Origin of the sequence: Mycobacterium sp. 852002-51961_SCH5331710, from assembly GCF_001665535.1 — a bacterium.
In the GTDB taxonomy this organism is placed as follows: Bacteria; Actinomycetota; Actinomycetes; order Mycobacteriales; family Mycobacteriaceae; genus Mycobacterium.
This window is the reverse complement of the sequence record NZ_LZSQ01000113.1, coordinates 32,964-50,033: the sequence shown is the minus strand read 5'-3', so window position 1 is coordinate 50,033 and position 17,070 is coordinate 32,964. Positions and strand designations below refer to the sequence as shown.

The 17,070-nt window shown below is 68.8% G+C and carries 15 protein-coding genes; 6 read left to right on the top strand and 9 right to left on the bottom strand.

Translation table 11 applies throughout. The features are described 5' to 3' along the window. Positions 1–19 precede the first annotated feature (19 nt). Entirely contained in the window at positions 20–847 is an 828-nt protein-coding gene (locus A5752_RS19995) for an acyl-ACP desaturase (protein WP_067089124.1), read from the top strand. 219 nt (positions 848–1,066) lie between these two features. Further along, the gene (gene phoH2 / locus A5752_RS19990; RefSeq protein WP_067089122.1) at positions 1,067–2,380 is read left to right on the top strand and encodes an RNA 5'-3' helicase PhoH2; all 1,314 of its coding nucleotides are present in this window, start codon (positions 1,067–1,069) and stop codon (positions 2,378–2,380) included. Positions 2,381–2,383: 3 nt separating this feature from the next. Here the strand turns inward: phoH2 and A5752_RS19985 are convergent, their stop codons facing one another. The 5 genes from A5752_RS19985 to glpX all read right to left on the bottom strand — a co-directional run bounded on the left by A5752_RS19985 (position 2,384) and on the right by glpX (position 10,759). After that, a complete protein-coding gene (locus tag A5752_RS19985) occupies positions 2,384–2,596 on the bottom strand; it encodes a hypothetical protein (RefSeq protein WP_067089119.1) in 213 nt (70 codons plus the stop codon). Positions 2,597–2,679: 83 nt separating this feature from the next. Beyond that, positions 2,680–5,472: a helix-turn-helix transcriptional regulator gene (locus A5752_RS19980; RefSeq protein ID WP_082963983.1), complete on the bottom strand. Its 2,793-nt coding sequence runs from the start codon at positions 5,470–5,472 to the stop codon at positions 2,680–2,682. Positions 5,473–5,512: 40 nt separating this feature from the next. After that, positions 5,513–8,248 (bottom strand): AAA family ATPase, encoded by a 2,736-nt coding sequence (locus A5752_RS19975; protein WP_231983462.1) that lies wholly within the window; start codon positions 8,246–8,248, stop codon positions 5,513–5,515. Between the two features lie 34 nt (positions 8,249–8,282). Next, positions 8,283–9,707 carry a class II fumarate hydratase gene (locus tag A5752_RS19970; RefSeq protein WP_067089114.1) on the bottom strand — a complete coding sequence of 475 codons (1,425 nt, stop codon included), beginning with the start codon at positions 9,705–9,707 and terminating at the stop codon, positions 8,283–8,285. Between the two features lie 23 nt (positions 9,708–9,730). Continuing rightward, positions 9,731–10,759 (bottom strand): class II fructose-bisphosphatase, encoded by a 1,029-nt coding sequence (gene glpX, locus A5752_RS19965; RefSeq protein WP_067089111.1) that lies wholly within the window; start codon positions 10,757–10,759, stop codon positions 9,731–9,733. A gap of 54 nt (positions 10,760–10,813) precedes the next feature. Between glpX and A5752_RS19960 the strand changes: the two genes are divergently transcribed. Both A5752_RS19960 and A5752_RS19955 read left to right on the top strand, forming a co-directional pair. Next, complete coding sequence (locus tag A5752_RS19960) at positions 10,814–11,485, top strand: DUF4245 domain-containing protein (RefSeq protein ID WP_067089109.1); 672 nt, start codon at positions 10,814–10,816, stop codon at positions 11,483–11,485. Between the two features lie 14 nt (positions 11,486–11,499). Next, positions 11,500–12,309 (top strand): dienelactone hydrolase family protein, encoded by an 810-nt coding sequence (locus A5752_RS19955; RefSeq protein ID WP_067089106.1) that lies wholly within the window; start codon positions 11,500–11,502, stop codon positions 12,307–12,309. Here A5752_RS19955 and A5752_RS19950 read toward each other — a convergent pair. The 3 genes from A5752_RS19950 to A5752_RS19940 are packed head-to-tail and all read right to left on the bottom strand — an operon-like array spanning position 12,290 to position 15,118. Beyond that, a complete protein-coding gene (locus A5752_RS19950) occupies positions 12,290–13,474 on the bottom strand; it encodes an AI-2E family transporter (RefSeq protein ID WP_067089104.1) in 1,185 nt (394 codons plus the stop codon). The two genes, A5752_RS19955 and A5752_RS19950, sit on opposite strands and share 20 nt — an antisense overlap. Before the next feature lie 11 nt (positions 13,475–13,485). After that, entirely contained in the window at positions 13,486–14,313 is an 828-nt protein-coding gene (locus A5752_RS19945; RefSeq protein WP_067089102.1) for an SDR family oxidoreductase, read from the bottom strand. A gap of 28 nt (positions 14,314–14,341) precedes the next feature. Then, positions 14,342–15,118: an SDR family NAD(P)-dependent oxidoreductase gene (locus A5752_RS19940; RefSeq protein WP_067089100.1), complete on the bottom strand. Its 777-nt coding sequence runs from the start codon at positions 15,116–15,118 to the stop codon at positions 14,342–14,344. A gap of 76 nt (positions 15,119–15,194) precedes the next feature. Here A5752_RS19940 and A5752_RS19935 point away from each other — a divergent pair, with 76 nt between their 5' ends. Then, the gene (locus A5752_RS19935; protein WP_197500694.1) at positions 15,195–15,644 is read left to right on the top strand and encodes an SRPBCC family protein; all 450 of its coding nucleotides are present in this window, start codon (positions 15,195–15,197) and stop codon (positions 15,642–15,644) included. A 141-nt stretch (positions 15,645–15,785) separates the two neighbouring features. Further along, positions 15,786–16,310: a 2'-5' RNA ligase family protein gene (locus A5752_RS19930; RefSeq protein WP_067089095.1), complete on the top strand. Its 525-nt coding sequence runs from the start codon at positions 15,786–15,788 to the stop codon at positions 16,308–16,310. On the opposite strand, the gene A5752_RS19925 is transcribed toward A5752_RS19930, so the two are convergent. Next, positions 16,307–17,023 carry an alpha/beta fold hydrolase gene (locus A5752_RS19925; protein ID WP_067089559.1) on the bottom strand — a complete coding sequence of 239 codons (717 nt, stop codon included), beginning with the start codon at positions 17,021–17,023 and terminating at the stop codon, positions 16,307–16,309. The genes A5752_RS19930 and A5752_RS19925 overlap by 4 nt on opposite strands. Positions 17,024–17,070: the final 47 nt, after the last annotated feature.

The window sequence follows — 17,070 nt, the reverse complement described above, 5'->3', positions numbered from 1 at the left end:
ATTGGGTTACTGTAACCGCATGGCACAGAAACCTGTACCGAATGCGCTGATCCTCGAACTCGAGCCGGTCGTGCAGCAGGAGCTGCGTCGTCACATCGACACCGAGGACGTCTGGTACGCGCACGACTACGTCCCCTTCGACCAAGGCGAGAACTTCGCGTTCCTGGGCGGTAAGGACTGGGATCCGTCGCAGGTGACCCTGCCCAAGGACGTCACCGATGCGCTCGAGATCCTGCTCATCACCAAGGACAACCTCGCCAGCTTCCACCGCGAGTTCGTCTTCAGCTTCATCCTCGAGGAGAAGTGGGGCCGCTGGATCGGCCGGTGGACCGCCGAGGAGCACCTGCACGCGATCGCGCTGCGCAACTACCTCGTCGTCACCCGGGAGATCGACCCGGCCGCCAACGAGGACGTGCGCGTCGAGCACGTGATGAAGGGCTACCGCGCCGACACCTACAGCCAGGTCGAGCGGTTGGTGTTCATGGCCTTCTTCGAACGCGCGCACGCCGTGTTCTGCCGCAACCTCGAGGCCAAGGTCACCGAGCCGGTGCTGAAGAACCTCGTCGGGCGCATCGCGCGCGACGAAGAGCGCCATGAGGAGTTCTTCGCCAACCTCGTCTCGCATCTACTGTCCTCCAGCCGCGACGAAACGATCGACGCCATCGCGCGCCGCGCAGCCGAACTCGACGTCGTCGGCGGTGACATCGACGCGTATGCGGACAAGGTGCAACACGTCGCCGAGGCCGGGATCTTCGGGCCGGAGGAGTTGCGACGGGTGACCGCCGACCGGATCGCCGCGTGGGGTCTGGCCGACGAGCCGAAGCTGCGCGATTTCACCTCCGCTTAACAGGGCGCTCATCGCCTAAGGCGAGCAGCGGCGACACTACGGCGCGCCTGCACGGCGCATGTGCCGCAACGGGAGTAGCGTCATTTGCGATGGCTAGCGACGTGCTTTGCTGTCCGGGCGGTACCCGATCGTTGCGATCACGAGAGGGCCGGCCCCGGCCCTGGTGCCGCAGTGTCCGCCGACGGTTCGCGGGGGACCCGCGGATAGCAGGAGCGCTACGTGATCGATTCGCCTCTCCGGACCTACGTGCTCGACACCTCCGTGCTGTTGTCAGATCCCTGGGCCTGCACGCGCTTTGCCGAGCATGAGGTCGTGGTTCCGCTGGTGGTGATCAGCGAACTCGAAGCCAAGCGGCACCATCATGAGCTCGGCTGGTTTGCGCGTCAGGCCCTGCGGCTGTTCGACGACCTGCGGCTCGAACACGGTCGGCTGGATCAGCCGATTCCCGTTGGGACACAAGGAGGTTCGCTGCACGTCGAGCTGAACCACAGCGACCCGTCGGTGCTTCCCGCCGGGTTCCGCAACGACAGCAACGACGCGCGGATCCTCACCGTCGCGGCCAATCTCGCCGCCGAGGGCAAGCATGTCACGCTGGTCAGCAAGGACATTCCGTTGCGCGTCAAGGCCGGTGCCGTCGGGTTGTCGGCCGACGAGTACCACGCCCAGGACGTCATCACGTCCGGGTGGACGGGCATGACCGAGGTGGAGGTCGTGGCCGACGACATCGACGCGTTGTTCGCCGAGGGTGAGATCGATCTCGAGGCGGCTCGAAACCTACCTTGCCACACCGGTATTCGGCTGCTCGGCGGCACATCGCACGCGCTGGGTCGGGTGACGCCGGAGAAGCGGGTGCAGTTGGTGCGCGGCGACCGGGAGGCGTTCGGGTTGCGCGGCCGCTCGGCCGAACAGCGCGTCGCGCTGGACCTGCTGCTCGACGAGTCCGTCGGCATCGTCTCGCTCGGCGGCAAGGCGGGCACCGGCAAGTCGGCGCTGGCGCTGTGCGCGGGACTGGAGGCGGTGCTCGAGCGCCGCACCCAACGCAAGGTCGTGGTGTTCCGGCCTCTGTACGCGGTCGGCGGGCAGGATCTCGGCTATCTGCCCGGCAGCGAGAGCGACAAGATGGGGCCATGGGCGCAGGCGGTCTTCGACACCCTGGAAGGACTGGCCAGCCCGGCGGTGCTCGAGGAGGTGCTCTCGCGCGGAATGCTCGAGGTGCTGCCGCTGACCCACATCCGCGGCCGCTCGCTGCACGACTCGTTCGTGATCGTCGACGAGGCCCAGTCGCTGGAACGCAATGTGCTGCTCACCGTGCTGTCGCGGTTGGGCGCCGGCTCACGCGTCGTGCTCACCCACGATGTCGCCCAGCGCGACAACCTGCGCGTCGGCAGGCACGACGGTGTGGCGGCGGTGATCGAGAAGCTCAAGGGCCACCCGTTGTTCGCCCACATCACGCTGCTGCGCAGCGAGCGCTCACCGATCGCGGCGCTGGTGACCGAGATGCTCGAGGAGATCAGCCCCGGCGCACTGCCCTGACGGCTAGCGACGACGGTTGCTGCGGACCAGGTACCAACCGGCGGCAGCAGCACCACCGAGTGCCACCACCCGGTCGGTGCGGTCGCGTGGCAGGTCCAGCAGCGAAACCAGGCCCAGCACCGCGAATCCGGTGCTCACAGCGGGCTGGCTGGTGGCCGTCGTGACCAGGGCGGTGCCGTGGTCGGTCAGGGTCGCGGGAGCTTCGTCGAGACGCACCGGTTCTCCAGTCGATGGCGGGTGGCGGGACAGCGATCTCGACGGTAGGTCCTGCGACCGGACGCAGGGAATAGGGTGTTTCCCTACGCGTGGTCCCCTGTAGCCGGCCCGCTCGGGCGCCCGATGTGTCGGCCCAGCTCGGCTCGGGATTTGATCCCCAGCTTGCGGTAGATGCGCGCGAGGTTGGCCTCGACGGTCTTCGGGCTGATGTACAGCTCCGCCGCGACGTCGCGGTTCTTCATTCCGGATGCGACGAGCTCCGCGACCCGCTGCTCGGAGGGCGTCAACTCGCCGGTGCGTTGCGGCCCGACGTTCGCGCGGGAGAGCTCGGCACGGGCCCGGGCCGCCCACAACGGGATGTTGAGGCGTTCGAAGAGCTCCAACGCCTCCTGAAGGTGGGCCGACGCCGATTCCTTCTTGCGCTGACGGCGTTCGATCTGGCCGAGGACCAACAGCGTTCGTCCCCACTCGAACGGCATCGGCAGCTCACGGTGTACCGCGATCGCCCGCTGCGCCGCCTCGCGGGCACCGTCGAGGTCGCCGAGCACTTCGAGCAGCATCGCGCGTGACCGCGCGGCCACCGCGAGCATCCAGTCCCGGTTCACCCGGCGACCGTTGCTCTCCAGCGCCGCGGTCAGCCGCTCGGCGTCGGCGATGCGGTCCAGATGTATCAGTGCTTCGATTGCATCCGGCAGATAGCCGGCATTGGGCAGTTCGGTCGGTGTGTGGTCGGGGTCGAATTCCGAGAGCATCGGCTGCAGCGCGGCCGCCGCGGCCTCGTAGTTGCCGAGCGACACCTCGAGGAACGCAAGGGTGGCCCGGACCCGCTCGGCCATGCGGTATGTGCCGGTGGCCCTTGCGCATTCGAGCGCATCTTCGATCGCCTGGCGGGCGGCGGCCTCCTGCCCGGCGAACGCGGTCAACTGTGCGCGCAGGCTCTGGGTCAAGAACATCGCGGTGTTGCCGCCGAGTTGGCGGGCCTTTTCGAGGGCATCCTCGGCGACCAGATTGGCCGTGACGAAGTCGCCGCGCGCGATCGCGTTCGTCACGACGTGCTGGGAGACGAACACATGCTCACCCTCCTCGCCCTTCTCCAGGCACCGCGAGCGGATCTTCTCCACGACTGCGCGCGCTTCGTCGAGCCTGCCGGTCCACTCCAGCAGCAGGGCGTGCTGCATGGTGGGCCGGAACACCAACGGTGCGTAGGCCTCGAAATCTTCCAACCGCAGCGCTCGCTGCAACGTCTCCTCGTCGTAGCCCTGCCCGGCGGCGAAGCGCAGGATGACCAGCATCCCGAGCGACATGCTGAGCAGGTGCGGGTGCGCGAGGCGCTCGGCACTCGCGACGGCCTCCACTGCGGTTTCCAGGCCCTGTTGCAGCTGATTGGCGTGAAACAGCGTGTAGGCCAACGTGATCAGGATCTGCACGCGCAGCGCATGATTGTCGTGTACCTCGTCGAGCGCCTCACGCAGGAGCCGTGCGCTCTCGATGAAGCCGGCCCCGTACAGCCGAACCACCGCCAGCCTGCTCAACGCTTCCGCGCGCAGCGCGCCGGTCGGCAGCTGGTCGATGGCCTCCTCCAGCACGGCCGCCGCCCGCTCCTGATCGCCGGCGTCGAAATGGTGCAGCGCCGAACGCAATCGCCGTTCCGCGGTGTCGCCACCGAGGCCGATCGCCAGGTCCACCAGTTCGGCGGCGGCGGCGGGCGCGCCACGCACCCTCGCCGATTCCGCCGCGGTGTCGAGTGCGGCAAGGGTGACCTCGTCGCCCTTGGTCGTAGCAAGCGCCAGATGCCTTGCCCGCAACTCGGGTTCGTCGACGATCTCGGCGAGCCGGCGGTGCATCGCACGGCGACGGCCCGGCGACGCCTGGGAGTAGACACCGCTGGCCAACAGCGGATGGGAGAACCGGATCCGGTTGCCGTCGATCGCGATGATGCCCTTGCTCTCGGCGATCTCGAGAAGCTCGACCAACCGGTCCTCGTCGCCGGTCGTCGCGTTCGCCACCACCTCGACCGTCGGGACGGCGAGGCACGATGCGGCCAGCAGCGCGTCGTGGACGTCGGTGTCGAGACTGCCCAAGCGGGTTCGCACGACGTCGGTGAGGGTGCGAGGCAGCGACGCGTCGATTCCCGGTGCCCGTTCGTCGAGTGAACGCGCCAATTCGATGGCGTAGAACGGGTTTCCGCCCGAAACCTGATGGATCCGGCCGATGGTCGGACGCGAGAAGGGCCGCCGCAACCGTGCGGAGACGGCGCGATGCAGGTCTTGAACATTCAGCGGGCTCAATCGGATTCGGCGAACGGCATCGGGCCGGGACAACTCGAGCCAGTCGTCGCCCGCGCCGTCGCCGGCCTCGGCGCGCAGGCTGGCCAGCACCCCGATGCGGCCGGTGAGCCGCCGCACCGCGAACGCGATGACGTGCCTGCTCGACGGGTCGAGCCACTGCAAGTCGTCGATGGCCAGCAGCACAGGACGGTCCTCGCTGAGTCGTTCCACCACCGAGAGGAACGCGGCGGCAACCGCGCGCTGGTCGGTCACCGCATCGTTGTCGGCCCGCAGGAGCACCTGGTCCACCGCGAGGAGTTGCGGTGTCGGCAGGTCGGCCCACGTGCGCGGGTCGGCTTCCTCGAGAAGGTCGGCCAGCGCGGTGTAGGCGAGCACCGACTCGGCGGCCGCCGGCCGCGTCGAGAGCACATGGAAACCGCGCAGCTGGGCCTGCTCGACGGCGGCCAGCCACAGTGTCGTCTTCCCGATTCCGGCTTCCCCGTCGATCAGTAACGCCGAGGGGCCGAGCGCAATCGAGTCCAGGAAGGTCGCGATGGCGCGCTGATGTGTCGACTGGCCGATCACAGTGTGTCCCGTGTCCCCTGGCACCTACTCACAATTGCAGCTGAGCCGTAAACGGTCGACCCGTCTATACCCCTTGGCGGCCCGGCTGACCCATCGCGCGGGTCAGCTCGGCGCGGGAGTGAATGCCGAGCTTGCGGTACACCCGCGCGAGGGTGGCCTCGACGGTCTTTGCACTGAGAAACAACTCGCCGGCCACGTCGCGGTTCGTCAGGCCGGCGGCCGCGAGTTCGGCGATGCGCAGCTCGGCCGCGGTCAGGGCGGCCGGCGCCGACGTGGCGGACCGGAGCTCATCGCGGGAGGTCCTGGCGCGCTCCGCCCACACCGGGGTGCCCAGGGCCTCGAAGGTGGCCAGCGCTTCGTTCAGGGTCGCCGCGGCGTCCGGCTCACGCAACCGGGCCTGCAACTGCCCGAGCAGCAGTTGAGTCCGCGCGCCTTCGAACGGCATCGCCAACCGTGCGTGATCGTCCAATGCCCGGCGCGCGCAGCCCACAGCCTCGCGGAGATCGCCCGCGGCGGCGTGCAGCATCGCCCGGCAGCGGCCGCCGACCGACAGCATCCACGCCCTGTCGAGGCGACGGCCATTGCTTTCCAACACGGCCACAAGCGGTTCGGCCTCGGTCGCGCGGCCCAGCTCCACCAGCGCCTCGACCGCGTCCGGTACGAACGCCGCGGCCTGGATCTCGGTGCACTCCGGCGAGAGGCGCGACACCAGCGGTTCGAGGAAATCCATCGCCGCTCCGTAATTTCCGAGCGAGACCTCCAGGAAGCCGAGCGCCGTCAGCGTCCAATCCTCGTGCCATGCGGTGCCGCTGCGCCGGCAGGCATCGATCGCGTCCGCCGCGGACAGCCTGGCCCGGTTCTCGGCGCCTTCGTATGCGGCCAGCCACGCCTGCAGCACCAGGTTCAGCATTGCCGGGAACTCCCCGCCGAGTTGCCGTGCCAGATCGGCGATTTCGCGGGCCACCCGGTTGGCCTCGGCGAGGTCGGCACGCCAGATCCGGGTCAACGCGACGTAGAAGTCGACAAAGACCACCTCGCCCTCAGCACCTCTCTCGGTGCAACGGCGCGAGATCTCCTTCATGCGCTCGTACGCGGTGTCGAGATCCCCGATGCAAGCCAACATCAGCGCGTGTTCGACGCTGGGCCGCAACATGATCGGGGCGAAGGTCTCGGTGTCTTCGAGTTCGAGGGCGCGGCGGATGCTCTCCTCGTCCAACCCGCCGCCGAGAAGGAACCGCATCGTCGCCCGCACCCCGAGGGCCAGGCTGAGCAGGCCAGGGATGCCGAGCTCTTCGGCGCACGCGACGGACTCCTCGGCCCGGCGCCGGCCGGCGATCGGGTCGCCGGTCATGAACAACCCGTACGCAAGCGTGGTGAGCATGATCGCCTTCGGCGGGCCGTCCGGATGGTCCTCGCCGAGCGCGGTCGCCAGCAGTTCGACCGCTTGGGTGTAGCCGTCGTCGATGAACCGGACCACCGCCAGCATGTGCCGCGCCTCCGCGCGCAGCGGTCCCGGAGCGAGATCGGCGACGACGCCCTCCAGCAGGGCGCGCGCCCTTGGCGGATCTCCGCCGTCAAAGCAGTACGCCGCCAATCGCATCCGCCGTTCGGGGGTGTCACCGCCGAGCGAGATGGCGAGTTCGATCAGCTCCGCTGCGGCGGCGGGGGCGCCGCGCGCATGGGCGGTCGCGGCCGCTCGCTCTAGCGCGGCGACCGCTTCGCGATGACCGCCGGAGTCCTCGGTGGTGGCGGCGAGGGCGAGATAGCGTGCCTGCAGTTCGGGCTCGTCGACCACCGCGGCCAGCTTGCTGTGCATACGCCTGCGCTCGTCGGCGGAGACACCGGTGTACACGCCGGTGGCCAACAGGGGATGCGAAAAGCGGATCCGGCTGCCGTCGATGAGGACGACGCCGTATTGCTCGGCACCCTCGAGCAGTTCGACCGCCTGCTCGTGTTCGACGTCGATCGCGGCGGCCACCAGGCCGACGGTCGGTTCGGCGGCGGAGGCGGCAGCCAGCAGTGCACGCATGGTCTCGGCGGTCAGCCCGCTGAGTCGCGCCTCGACCACCGCGGCCAGGGTATTCGGCAGCGGACCATCGGCCTCGCGATCGGCCACCTTGGCCAGTTCGATTGCGTAGAAGGGGTTTCCGCCCGAGATCTGGTAGATGCGGGTCATCTTCGCCCGCGACAGCGGGCGCTCGAGATGCTGGGTGACGACGGCTTGAAGCGCACGCGACGTCAACGGTCGCAGGGGGATTCGTTGGGTGGCATCGGGCCGCCGCAGTTGTAACCAGGCGTCGTCGGCGGTTTCGCCGTCGGTGCGCAGAGTGCCGAGCACGCCGACCGGCCCGGTGAGCCGACGTGCCGTGTACGACAACACATGCGAGCTGGACGGATCGACCCACTGCACGTCGTCGATGGCCAGCACCAGCGGCTGTCGAGCGGCCAGCTTCTCGACGATCGACAGGAACGCCGCCGCGACAGCGCGTTGGTCGGTGGCTGCGCCGTCGGCGCGGTCGGCCCGCCGGATCCGTTCGACGGCGCCACGTTGGGCGAGCGGCAGATCACCGAACTCGGCGGTATCGACGTCGGCGAGCAGCGCGGTCAACGTGGCGTAGGCGAGCACCGACTGGGCGCCGGCGTTGCGGGCCGACAGCACGCGGAAACCGCGCCGGCCGGCGCGTTCGAGCGCCGCCTGCCACAGCGTGGTCTTGCCGATGCCGGCCTCGCCCTCGATCAGCAGGGCCGAGGGCGATTGCGATGCGGAGTCGAGGAAGTCCGCTACCGCTTTCTCCTCCACCGGGCGATCAGCCAGGGAGGGAGAGCGAATGTCCTTAGCGCTCGTCGTCTTTCACCTTGGCCATCGCCAACACATCGAGGCGCTTGTCCAGTTCCTCCTCGGACAGCTTGTCGCCGATCAGGCCTCGATCGATGACGGTCTGACGGATGGTCTTCTTCTCCTTGAGCGCCTGCTTGGCCACCGCGGCGGCCTCCTCGTAGCCGATCGCGGAGTTGAGCGGTGTGACGATCGAGGGTGACGACTCGGCCAGCTCGCGAAGCCGGTCCTCGTTGGCCACCAGGCCGTCGATGCACCGCTCGGCAAACAACTTCGAGGAGTTCGTCAGGATCTTGAACGACTCGAGGATGTTGCGGGCCATCATCGGGATGTAGACGTTCAGCTCGAACGCACCGTTGCCGCCGCCCCACGCGATCGCGGCGTCGTTGCCGATCACCTGTGCGGCCACCTGCGTGACCGCCTCGGGGATCACCGGGTTCACCTTGCCCGGCATGATCGAGCTGCCCGGCTGCAGATCCGGCAGCTGCAGCTCGCCGAGACCGGTCAACGGGCCCGAGCCCATCCATCGGATGTCGTTGGCGATCTTGGTCAGCGATACCGCGATCGTGCGCAGCGCACCCGACGCCTCCACCAGCCCGTCGCGGGCGGCTTGGGCCTCGAAATGGTTGGCGGCAACCTGCAATTCGGCCAGCCCGGTCTGCTCGCGCAGCACGGCGACGACACGCTCGTCGAAGTCGTCGGGCGCGTTGAGCCCGGTACCGACCGCGGTGCCGCCGATGGCCAGTTCGCCGAGCCGGGGGAGTGTGGCCTTCACCCGTTCGATGCCGGCCTCGACCTGGCGGGCATAGCCGCTGAACTCCTGGCCCAGCGTCACCGGAACGGCGTCCATCAGGTGAGTGCGCCCCGACTTCACCACGGTGCGCCACTGCCGCGCCTTGGACGTCAGCGATTCGTGCAGCACCTCGAGTGCGGGGATCAGATGGCGCACAGCCGCTTCCGTTGCGGCGATGTGCGTCGCAGTGGGGAAGGTGTCATTCGACGACTGCGACATGTTGACGTCGTCGTTGGGGTGCACGGTCACGCCGTTGCGCGCCGCGATACCGGCGATGACCTCGTTGGTGTTCATGTTCGAGCTGGTGCCCGAGCCGGTCTGGAACACGTCGATCGGGAACTGGTCGTCATGCAGGCCGTCGGCGATCTCACTCGCGGCGGCGATGATCGCATCGGCCTTCTCCGGTGCCAGCAGACCCAGGTCCTTGTTGACCTGTGCGCACGCGCCCTTCAACAGGCCGAGAGCCCGGATCTGGGTGCGCTCGAGCCCGCGCCCGGAGATCGGGAAGTTCTCGACCGCCCGCTGGGTCTGCGCGCGCCACAGCGCGTTGACCGGCACCCGGACCTCGCCCATGGTGTCGTGCTCGATGCGGTACTCGGTCTCGGTTGCGCTGTCTGACTCGACGCTCATGAATGTCCTTACTTGTCAGTGATTTACGGCAGCGGATAGACGGCGTTGCTGTCGCCGGTGAAGTCGATCGCGGAGTACTCGCTGAGCTTGGACAGGCGGTGGTAGGCCTCGATCATTCGCACGGTGCCCGACTTGGACCGCATGACGATCGACTGCGTGGTGCAGCCGCCGCTGTAGAAGTGCACGCCCTTGAGCAGGTCGCCGTCGGTGACGCCGGTCGCGCAGAAGAAGACGTTGTCGCCGGAGACCAGATCCTCGGTCGTCAGCACGCGGTCCAGGTCGTAGCCGCGGTCGAGCGCCTTCTGGCGTTCCTCGTCGTCCTTGGGTGCCAACTGACCCTGGATGGCGCCGCCCATGCAGCGGATCGCGGCCGCGGCGATGATGCCCTCGGGCGTCCCGCCGATCCCGGCCAACATGTCGGTGCTGGTGTTCGGCCGGCACGCCGAGATCGCTCCCGCGACGTCGCCGTCAGTGATCAGCCGGCACCGCGCCCCCGCCTCCCGCACGTCGGCGATCAACTGCTGGTGGCGGGGCCGGTCCAGGATGCAGACCGTCAGATCGGAGACCGATACGTTCTTGGCCTTGGCCACCCGGCGGATGTTCTCCCCGATCGGGGCGGTGATGTCGATCGCGTCGACCGCCTCCGGTCCGACGGCGATCTTGCTCATGTAGAACACCGCGGAAGGGTCGAACATGGTCCCGCGCTCGGAGACCGCGAGCACCGAGATGGCATTGGACAGGCCTTTGCTCATCAGCGTGGTGCCGTCGATCGGATCGACGGCGAAATCACACTCCGGTCCGTCGCCGTTGCCGACCTCCTCGCCGTTGTAGAGCATCGGCGCGTTGTCCTTCTCACCCTCGCCGATCACCACGACGCCGCGCATCGACACCGAATTCACCAGCTCACGCATCGCGTCGACGGCCGCACCGTCGCCGCCCTCCTTGTCGCCGCGGCCGACCCAGCGGCCCGCGGCCATGGCGCCTGCCTCGGTCACTCGGACGAGCTCGAGCGCGAGATTTCGATCTGGGGCTTCACCACGGGTCGGACTCATGGCCCAGATTGTCCCATTAGCCGGTCCGCGTTCGGGAGCTGGGATACTGGCAGGGTGACCACGCAACCGGCTCCTGCGCCACGCCGGCCGAATGAGGCCGGCCGACCGGCCCGGGCCGCCAAGTCGCGGCTGCTGCATGACGGCCGGGACATGTTCTGGTCGATGGCGCCGCTGGTGGTGGCCTGCATCGTGCTGGCGGGGTTGCTCGGGATGTGCTCGTTTCAGGCCGGCGGTCCCGGCCAGGGCCCGGTCCCGTCCTACGACGCGCCCGCGGCTCTTCGTGCCGACGCCGCCGCGCTGAGGATCCCGATCCGGATCCCGGCGCTGCCGGACGGTTGGCAGTCGAACTCGGGTAGCCGCGGCGGCATCGAAGCCGGACGCACCGATCCCGCGACGGGGCAGCCGGTGCGCGCCGTCAGCTCCACCGTCGGGTATCTCGCGCCGAGCGGGCTCTACGTGAGCCTGACCCAGAGCAATGCCGACGAGGAGAAGCTGGTCGGATCGCTGGACTCCGACGTCGTGCCCACCGGGGTCCAGGACGTCGACGGGGTCAAGTGGGTGGTCTACGAGGGCAGCGACAGCGACGGCAAGCCAGCCGAACCGGTGTGGACCGCGCGGCTGACCGGTCCGACGGGACCGGCACAGATCGCGCTGACCGGCGCCGCGAACACCGGCGACTTTCGTACGCTGGCGGCGGCGACGCAGTCCGCGGCGCCCCTGCCCTAGACCACGGGGAGCTCATGACCGCCGCCGATGCCGCTCCGGAAGCCGACCTCACCGGATGGGCCGTCGCGCCCTTCACCGCGGCCGGCTACACCCACGACGTCTACCGCAAGGGTGAAGGGCCCGGCGTTGTGCTCATCCCCGAGATGCCCGGTGCCCATCCCGGGGTGCTGGCCCTCGGCAACCACCTAGTCGACGCGGGGTTCACCGTTGCCATTCCCTCGCTGTTCGGCACCCCGGGCGCGCCGCCGATGCGGCCGGGCATGGTGCCGGTGATGGTGCGCGGGTGCGTGGCCAAGGAGTTCGCCGCGTTCGCCACCAACGCCGACCGCCCCGTCGCGCACTTCCTGCGGGCGCTGGCCCGCGATCTCAACGAGCAGACCCCCGGCAAAGGGGTCGGCGTCATCGGGCAGTGCTTCACCGGTGGCTTCGCGTTGGCCGCGGCGGTCGACGACAGCGTGCTCGCCCCGGTGATGAGCCAACCGTCGCTGCCGTTGCCACTGACGCCGAAGCAGCGCCGCGACCCCGGACTGTCCGAGGCGGAGCTGCGGGTCATCGAGCGCCGCACCGCAGATGAGGGCTTGTGCGCGCTGGGGCTGCGCTTCAGCGGTGACCGGCTGGTGCCCTCGGAGCGCTTCAAGACGCTCAAGGAGCGGCTCGGCGACGCGTTCGAGGTGATCGAGATCGATTCGGGCAAGGGCAACGAGCACGGATTCGGCCCGGCGGCGCATTCGGTGCTGACGCTGGAACTGCGCCAGCGGGAAGGGCATCCGACCGACGCGGCGCTCAAACGCGTCGTGGCGTTCCTCAGGGAGCGACTGGTTTAGGTTTCGGCTCCTTCGATTTGCCCCGAGCCTCTCTGATGCGACGGCCCAACCACCACAACGGGTTTCGGCGCTTGGGTTTCTCGTCGTCGCTGTCGGGCCGCCGCATCGGCACGCCTTTGTACTCCTCGAGATAGACGCTGATCGTGGTGACGATGACGATCATCAACACCGGGCCGATCACGATTCCCCACGCGCCGAACATGCTGATGCCGGCGAAAACGGCGAGCAGCATCAGCGCGGCGTCCAACCGCGCCTCGCGCGGCACCAGGATCGGGCGCAGGAAGTTGTCGATGTTGGTCACCACGATCAGGTGGAACAGGACCACGAAGACGCCGCCGAAGACGTTGCCGAACAGGATCATTCCGATACCGAACGGGATCGTCACGATGCCGCTGCCGAGCGGGATGACCGACAGCGCCGACAACAGCACGGCGAACAGGAAGAAGCCCTGATGGAACCCCGCGAGGTAGATCGACGCGGCACCCGCAACGCCCTGGCACACCGCGATGACGAACTGCCCCATGACGGTGCCCTTCACCATCGCGCCCATCTTCGCCATGTAGACGTCGGTGATGTCCTCGCCGAGCGGGTTGAGTTGGCGGATCATCGCCACCACCCGGTCGCGGTTCGTCAGCAGCGACACGAAGACGTACACGAACAGGATCGCCGCGGTGATCCCGCCGAACAGGCCGCCCGCCGCGCCCTGCAGCAGGCCGAGCAGCCATTGGCCGGCCTCCTGGGCGACCCGCGCCATCGAACTGCGCAGCGATTCGGGCGTGACCGTCGTGTCGATGTAGGGCACGCGGCGGAGCAGATCGTTGACGAACTGCAGCGCGCGGTCGCCAAGCGCGGACAGGTCGGTCCGGGCGACCCACTCGGCCACCCGCTCGACCATGGTCGTGATCTGGACGACGGCGAGCGCCACGAACAGGCTCAGCGGCACGATCACCGCCGCGAACGCCGCCAGCAGGGTCAGCGTCACCGACAACCCGCTGCCCATACGCTTGTTGAGCCGCGCGTACAGCGGTGAGAACAAGTAGGCCGCCACCGCGGCCACCACGATGAGGATGAAGTACCCGCGCAGGAAGTAGGCGCCGAACGCGATCGCGATGACGGTCGCGATGGCCAGCGCGCGGCGTTGAGACAGCGAGAACTCGGTACTCATTGCCGCTATGTCTACAGCGTGCGGGACCTCGCTTGCGCTTGTTTGGCGCGTTGGTCGGCGATGAACCGCATCGAGACCCGGTTCATCAGCGCGGGCGCGAGTCGCGCGAACATCCACTGCGCGTGGGCGATGCGAGGTTTGACCAGAATCGGCTTGTTCTTCTCGATCGCGCGCAGCACGTCGCTCGCGAGGCGGTCGGCGTCGTAAGGTTTGCCGCCCTGGGCCTGCAGGAAGTAGTCGCGGCCGACGAAACCGCCGACCGAGCCCTTGTCCAGGATCGGCGTCTCGACCGCGGCGGGGCACACGGCGAGCACCCCGACACCGCGCGCGGCGGCCTCCGAGCGCAACGCCATGCTGAGCCCGACGACCGCGTGTTTGGTCATCACGTAGCTGGTGACCTGTCCGGCGGCGGTCAGCCCGGCCATCGACGCGGTGTTGACGATGTGGCCGTGGCCCTGACGCACCATCAACGGGTACGCGGCCGCCACACCGTGCACCACTCCGCGGATGTTGACGTCGATGATCGCGTTCCACTGGTCCAGCGTCAGCAGTTCGGTGTCGCCGCCCCAGACGATTCCGGCGTTGTTGAACATCAGGTCGAGTCGCCCGGAGCGGTTCACGACGTCGTCGACGGCCGCCTGCACCGCCGCGGCGTCGGTCACGTCGAGGCGAGCCGCCCGGGCCTTGGTGCCCAGACCGGCCGCCGTCCGCTGGGCCGCCTCGCCGTCGACGTCGGTGCACACGACATCGGCGCCCGCGGAAACGAGTGCCCGGCACAAGGCGGCGCCGATGCCCGAGCCGCCGCCCGTGACGAGGGCCTGCTTTCCGGTGAAACTCATAGCCGTCTGTTCTTCGCGCGAGCGCTCATCACTGCGATCCCGCCAGTTTCATGACGTGCCCCATCACGTCGGGGTAGCGCTTCATGTGGGCGCCGCCGTTGAGGTCCAGCACCTCGCCGGTCAGCCACGACGCCTTCGGCGAGCACAGGTACAGCACCGCCTCGGCGATGTCCTCCGGCGTGCCCGCGCGGCCGAGCGCGGTGTTCTCGACGTACTCCTCGACGACGCCGGGAACCGCCGCGGCCGGCGCGGTCAGCGGGGTGTGCACGAAGCCCGGTGCCACGGCGTTGGCGCGGATGCCGCGGTGTCCCCACTCCAGCGCGGCGACCTGGGTGAGCATCGACAACCCCGCCTTGGCGGCGCAGTAGGCGCTCATTCCGGCGGCGGGCTGGCGGCCGTTGAGCGAGCTGATCGACACCAGCGCACCGCCTTCGCGCAGCGTGCGGCCGGCGTGCTTGGCGACGATGAACGCGCCGTTGAGGCAGACGTCGACGACCGAGCGGAAGTCCTCGACGGCGAGGTCGGTGATCATCCCGACGGTGCTGAACCCCGCGCAGTTGACCACGACGTCGAGCGGTCCGGTCTGCTCGAACAGCGCCTGCACAGAGGCCTCGTCGGTGACCTCGACGTGGGCGGCGGTGTGCGGGTCTCCGAGTTCGGCGGCGCGCTCGCGGGCCCCGTCGACGTTGCGGTCGGCGAGCGTGACGCGGTCTCCCTGCGCGGTCAGCGCGCGCGCCGTCGCCCAACCGATTCCCGATGCCGCGCCGATGACCACCGCTTCCCTGGCGGACGGCCCGTTGCTCATACAGTTGCCCCTTCGACGGAGTAGAACGCGTTTCAACTTAGCGCTTTGACACACTCGACCGGTGAGCGATCTGAAGATGAGCGAGTCGATTCACGTGGCCGCGGACCCCGACGAGTTGTACGCGATGGTTTCCGACGTGACCCGGATGGGCGAGTGGAGCCCGATCTGCCGGGCGTGCTGGTGGGACGAGGGCGACGGCCCGCGGGTCGGCGCGTGGTTCACCGGCCGCAACGAAACACCCTCGCGCACCTGGGAGACGCGCTCGCAGGTGGTCGCCGCCGATCCCGGGCGCGAGTTCGCTTGGGAGGTCAACAACGGCTGGGTCTACTGGGGTTACACCTTCGAACCGGCCGACGGCGGCACCACGCTGACCGAACACTGGGAGCTGCGGCCCAAGGGCATCGACGGCTTTCGCGAACGCTACGGCGATCAGGCCGACGCCCAGATCGCCGAACGTCGCGAGGCGGCGCGCACCGGCATCCCCGCGACGCTGGCGGCGATCAAGAAGGCCGCCGAATCCGGCTGACCCTTTGCGCCCTGGTGAGTGCATCGACTTCTGCAGCAGGGTTGTCCGCGCGGCGATTTCACGACCCTGCGGCAGAAATCGGTGCAGCGACCCCATCGCGGGTGACGCAGCGGGCCCGCCTCGGATGGCAATATCCGTGACGTGGCCCTCGCCGTCTGCCTGCTCTTCGACCGCCGCGCCGAACGGGCCTTAAAAGGCCTGTGGGATCGGCTCGAGGAGATCGGCGTGCCAAGCCTGCGCTCGCACACCCACGGCAGGCACCTGCCGCACCTGTCGTACGCGGTGCTGCGCCAATGGGACGACGCCGCCGTCGCCGACGCACTCGCCGCACTGGACCCGGGTGACCCCGTCGAGCTGACCTTCGACGGGATCGGTCTGTTTCGGCGGGGGCGGGTGTGGCTGGTCGCGGGAGTCAGCACGGAGCTGGTGGCCCGCCAGCAGCGGATCGCCGAGGCCCTCGTGGAGAGCGGCGCCGACCTGCACAAGCATTACCGGCCGGGAGTCTGGGTACCGCACTGCTCGCTGGCGCCGCGCGCGACGCTCGATCAGCTGCCGACCCTCGCGGGCACCGTGATGGACGTCCTGCCGTTGCGCGCACGTTTGGACAATGCGGCGCTGATCAACAGCGGCACAGGCGAAGTCACGCCGTTGGTGACATTGCCCTAGCCGTCGACCGCGTCGATGTGGGCACGCACCAACGCCGGATAGCGCTCGCGGTCGGGGCGAAAGATGTCGTGCGGAGAGTCGGCGAACACGTGCAGCGAGGCCGACGGGAACAACGCCCGGTAACGCGCCCAGGCGGCGTCGGAGATCAACGGGCTATTCGGGCTGCGCACCACCAGCAGCGGAGGTTGCCACTGCGCCATCGGTTCCCAGAACGACTGTCTGCGGGCGGCGCGGAAGATCGCCTCCCCTGCGGCGCGGTTCACCCGCTCGTGCACCGGGGTGCCGCGCCACCGCCCGTCCAGCAGGAACTCCGAGACCTCCTCCGGGAGCGTGATCTCCTCGGGCACGTAGTCGCCGATCGAGACCGAGCGGACGCGCTCACGATTCGCCAGAGCCCATGTCAGCGCGTAGGGAGTACCGCGGGAGAACGTCATCAGGTGGACCGGGCCGTCGGTCACCGCGTCGACCACTGCGGCGACATCACCGCCGAGAACCCCTGAGTCATAACCGCTTTCAGGCGCGCTACTACGGCCGTGCCCGCGAAGGTCGACCACCACCGCCCGTCGGCCGAACAACGGCAGCACCGCCAGGTAGTCGTCGGCGACGTCGGTGAAGCCGGGAACGAAGACCACCGGCGCCCCGCGGTCGGGCCCGCCGGAATCCAGGTAGTGCAGCCGCGCACCCGCGTTGGTTGTGAATCGTGACTCGACCATCACCACCACCTTGCCTGGTCGCCCCTCGTGGCGCGGTTCAAACGCGT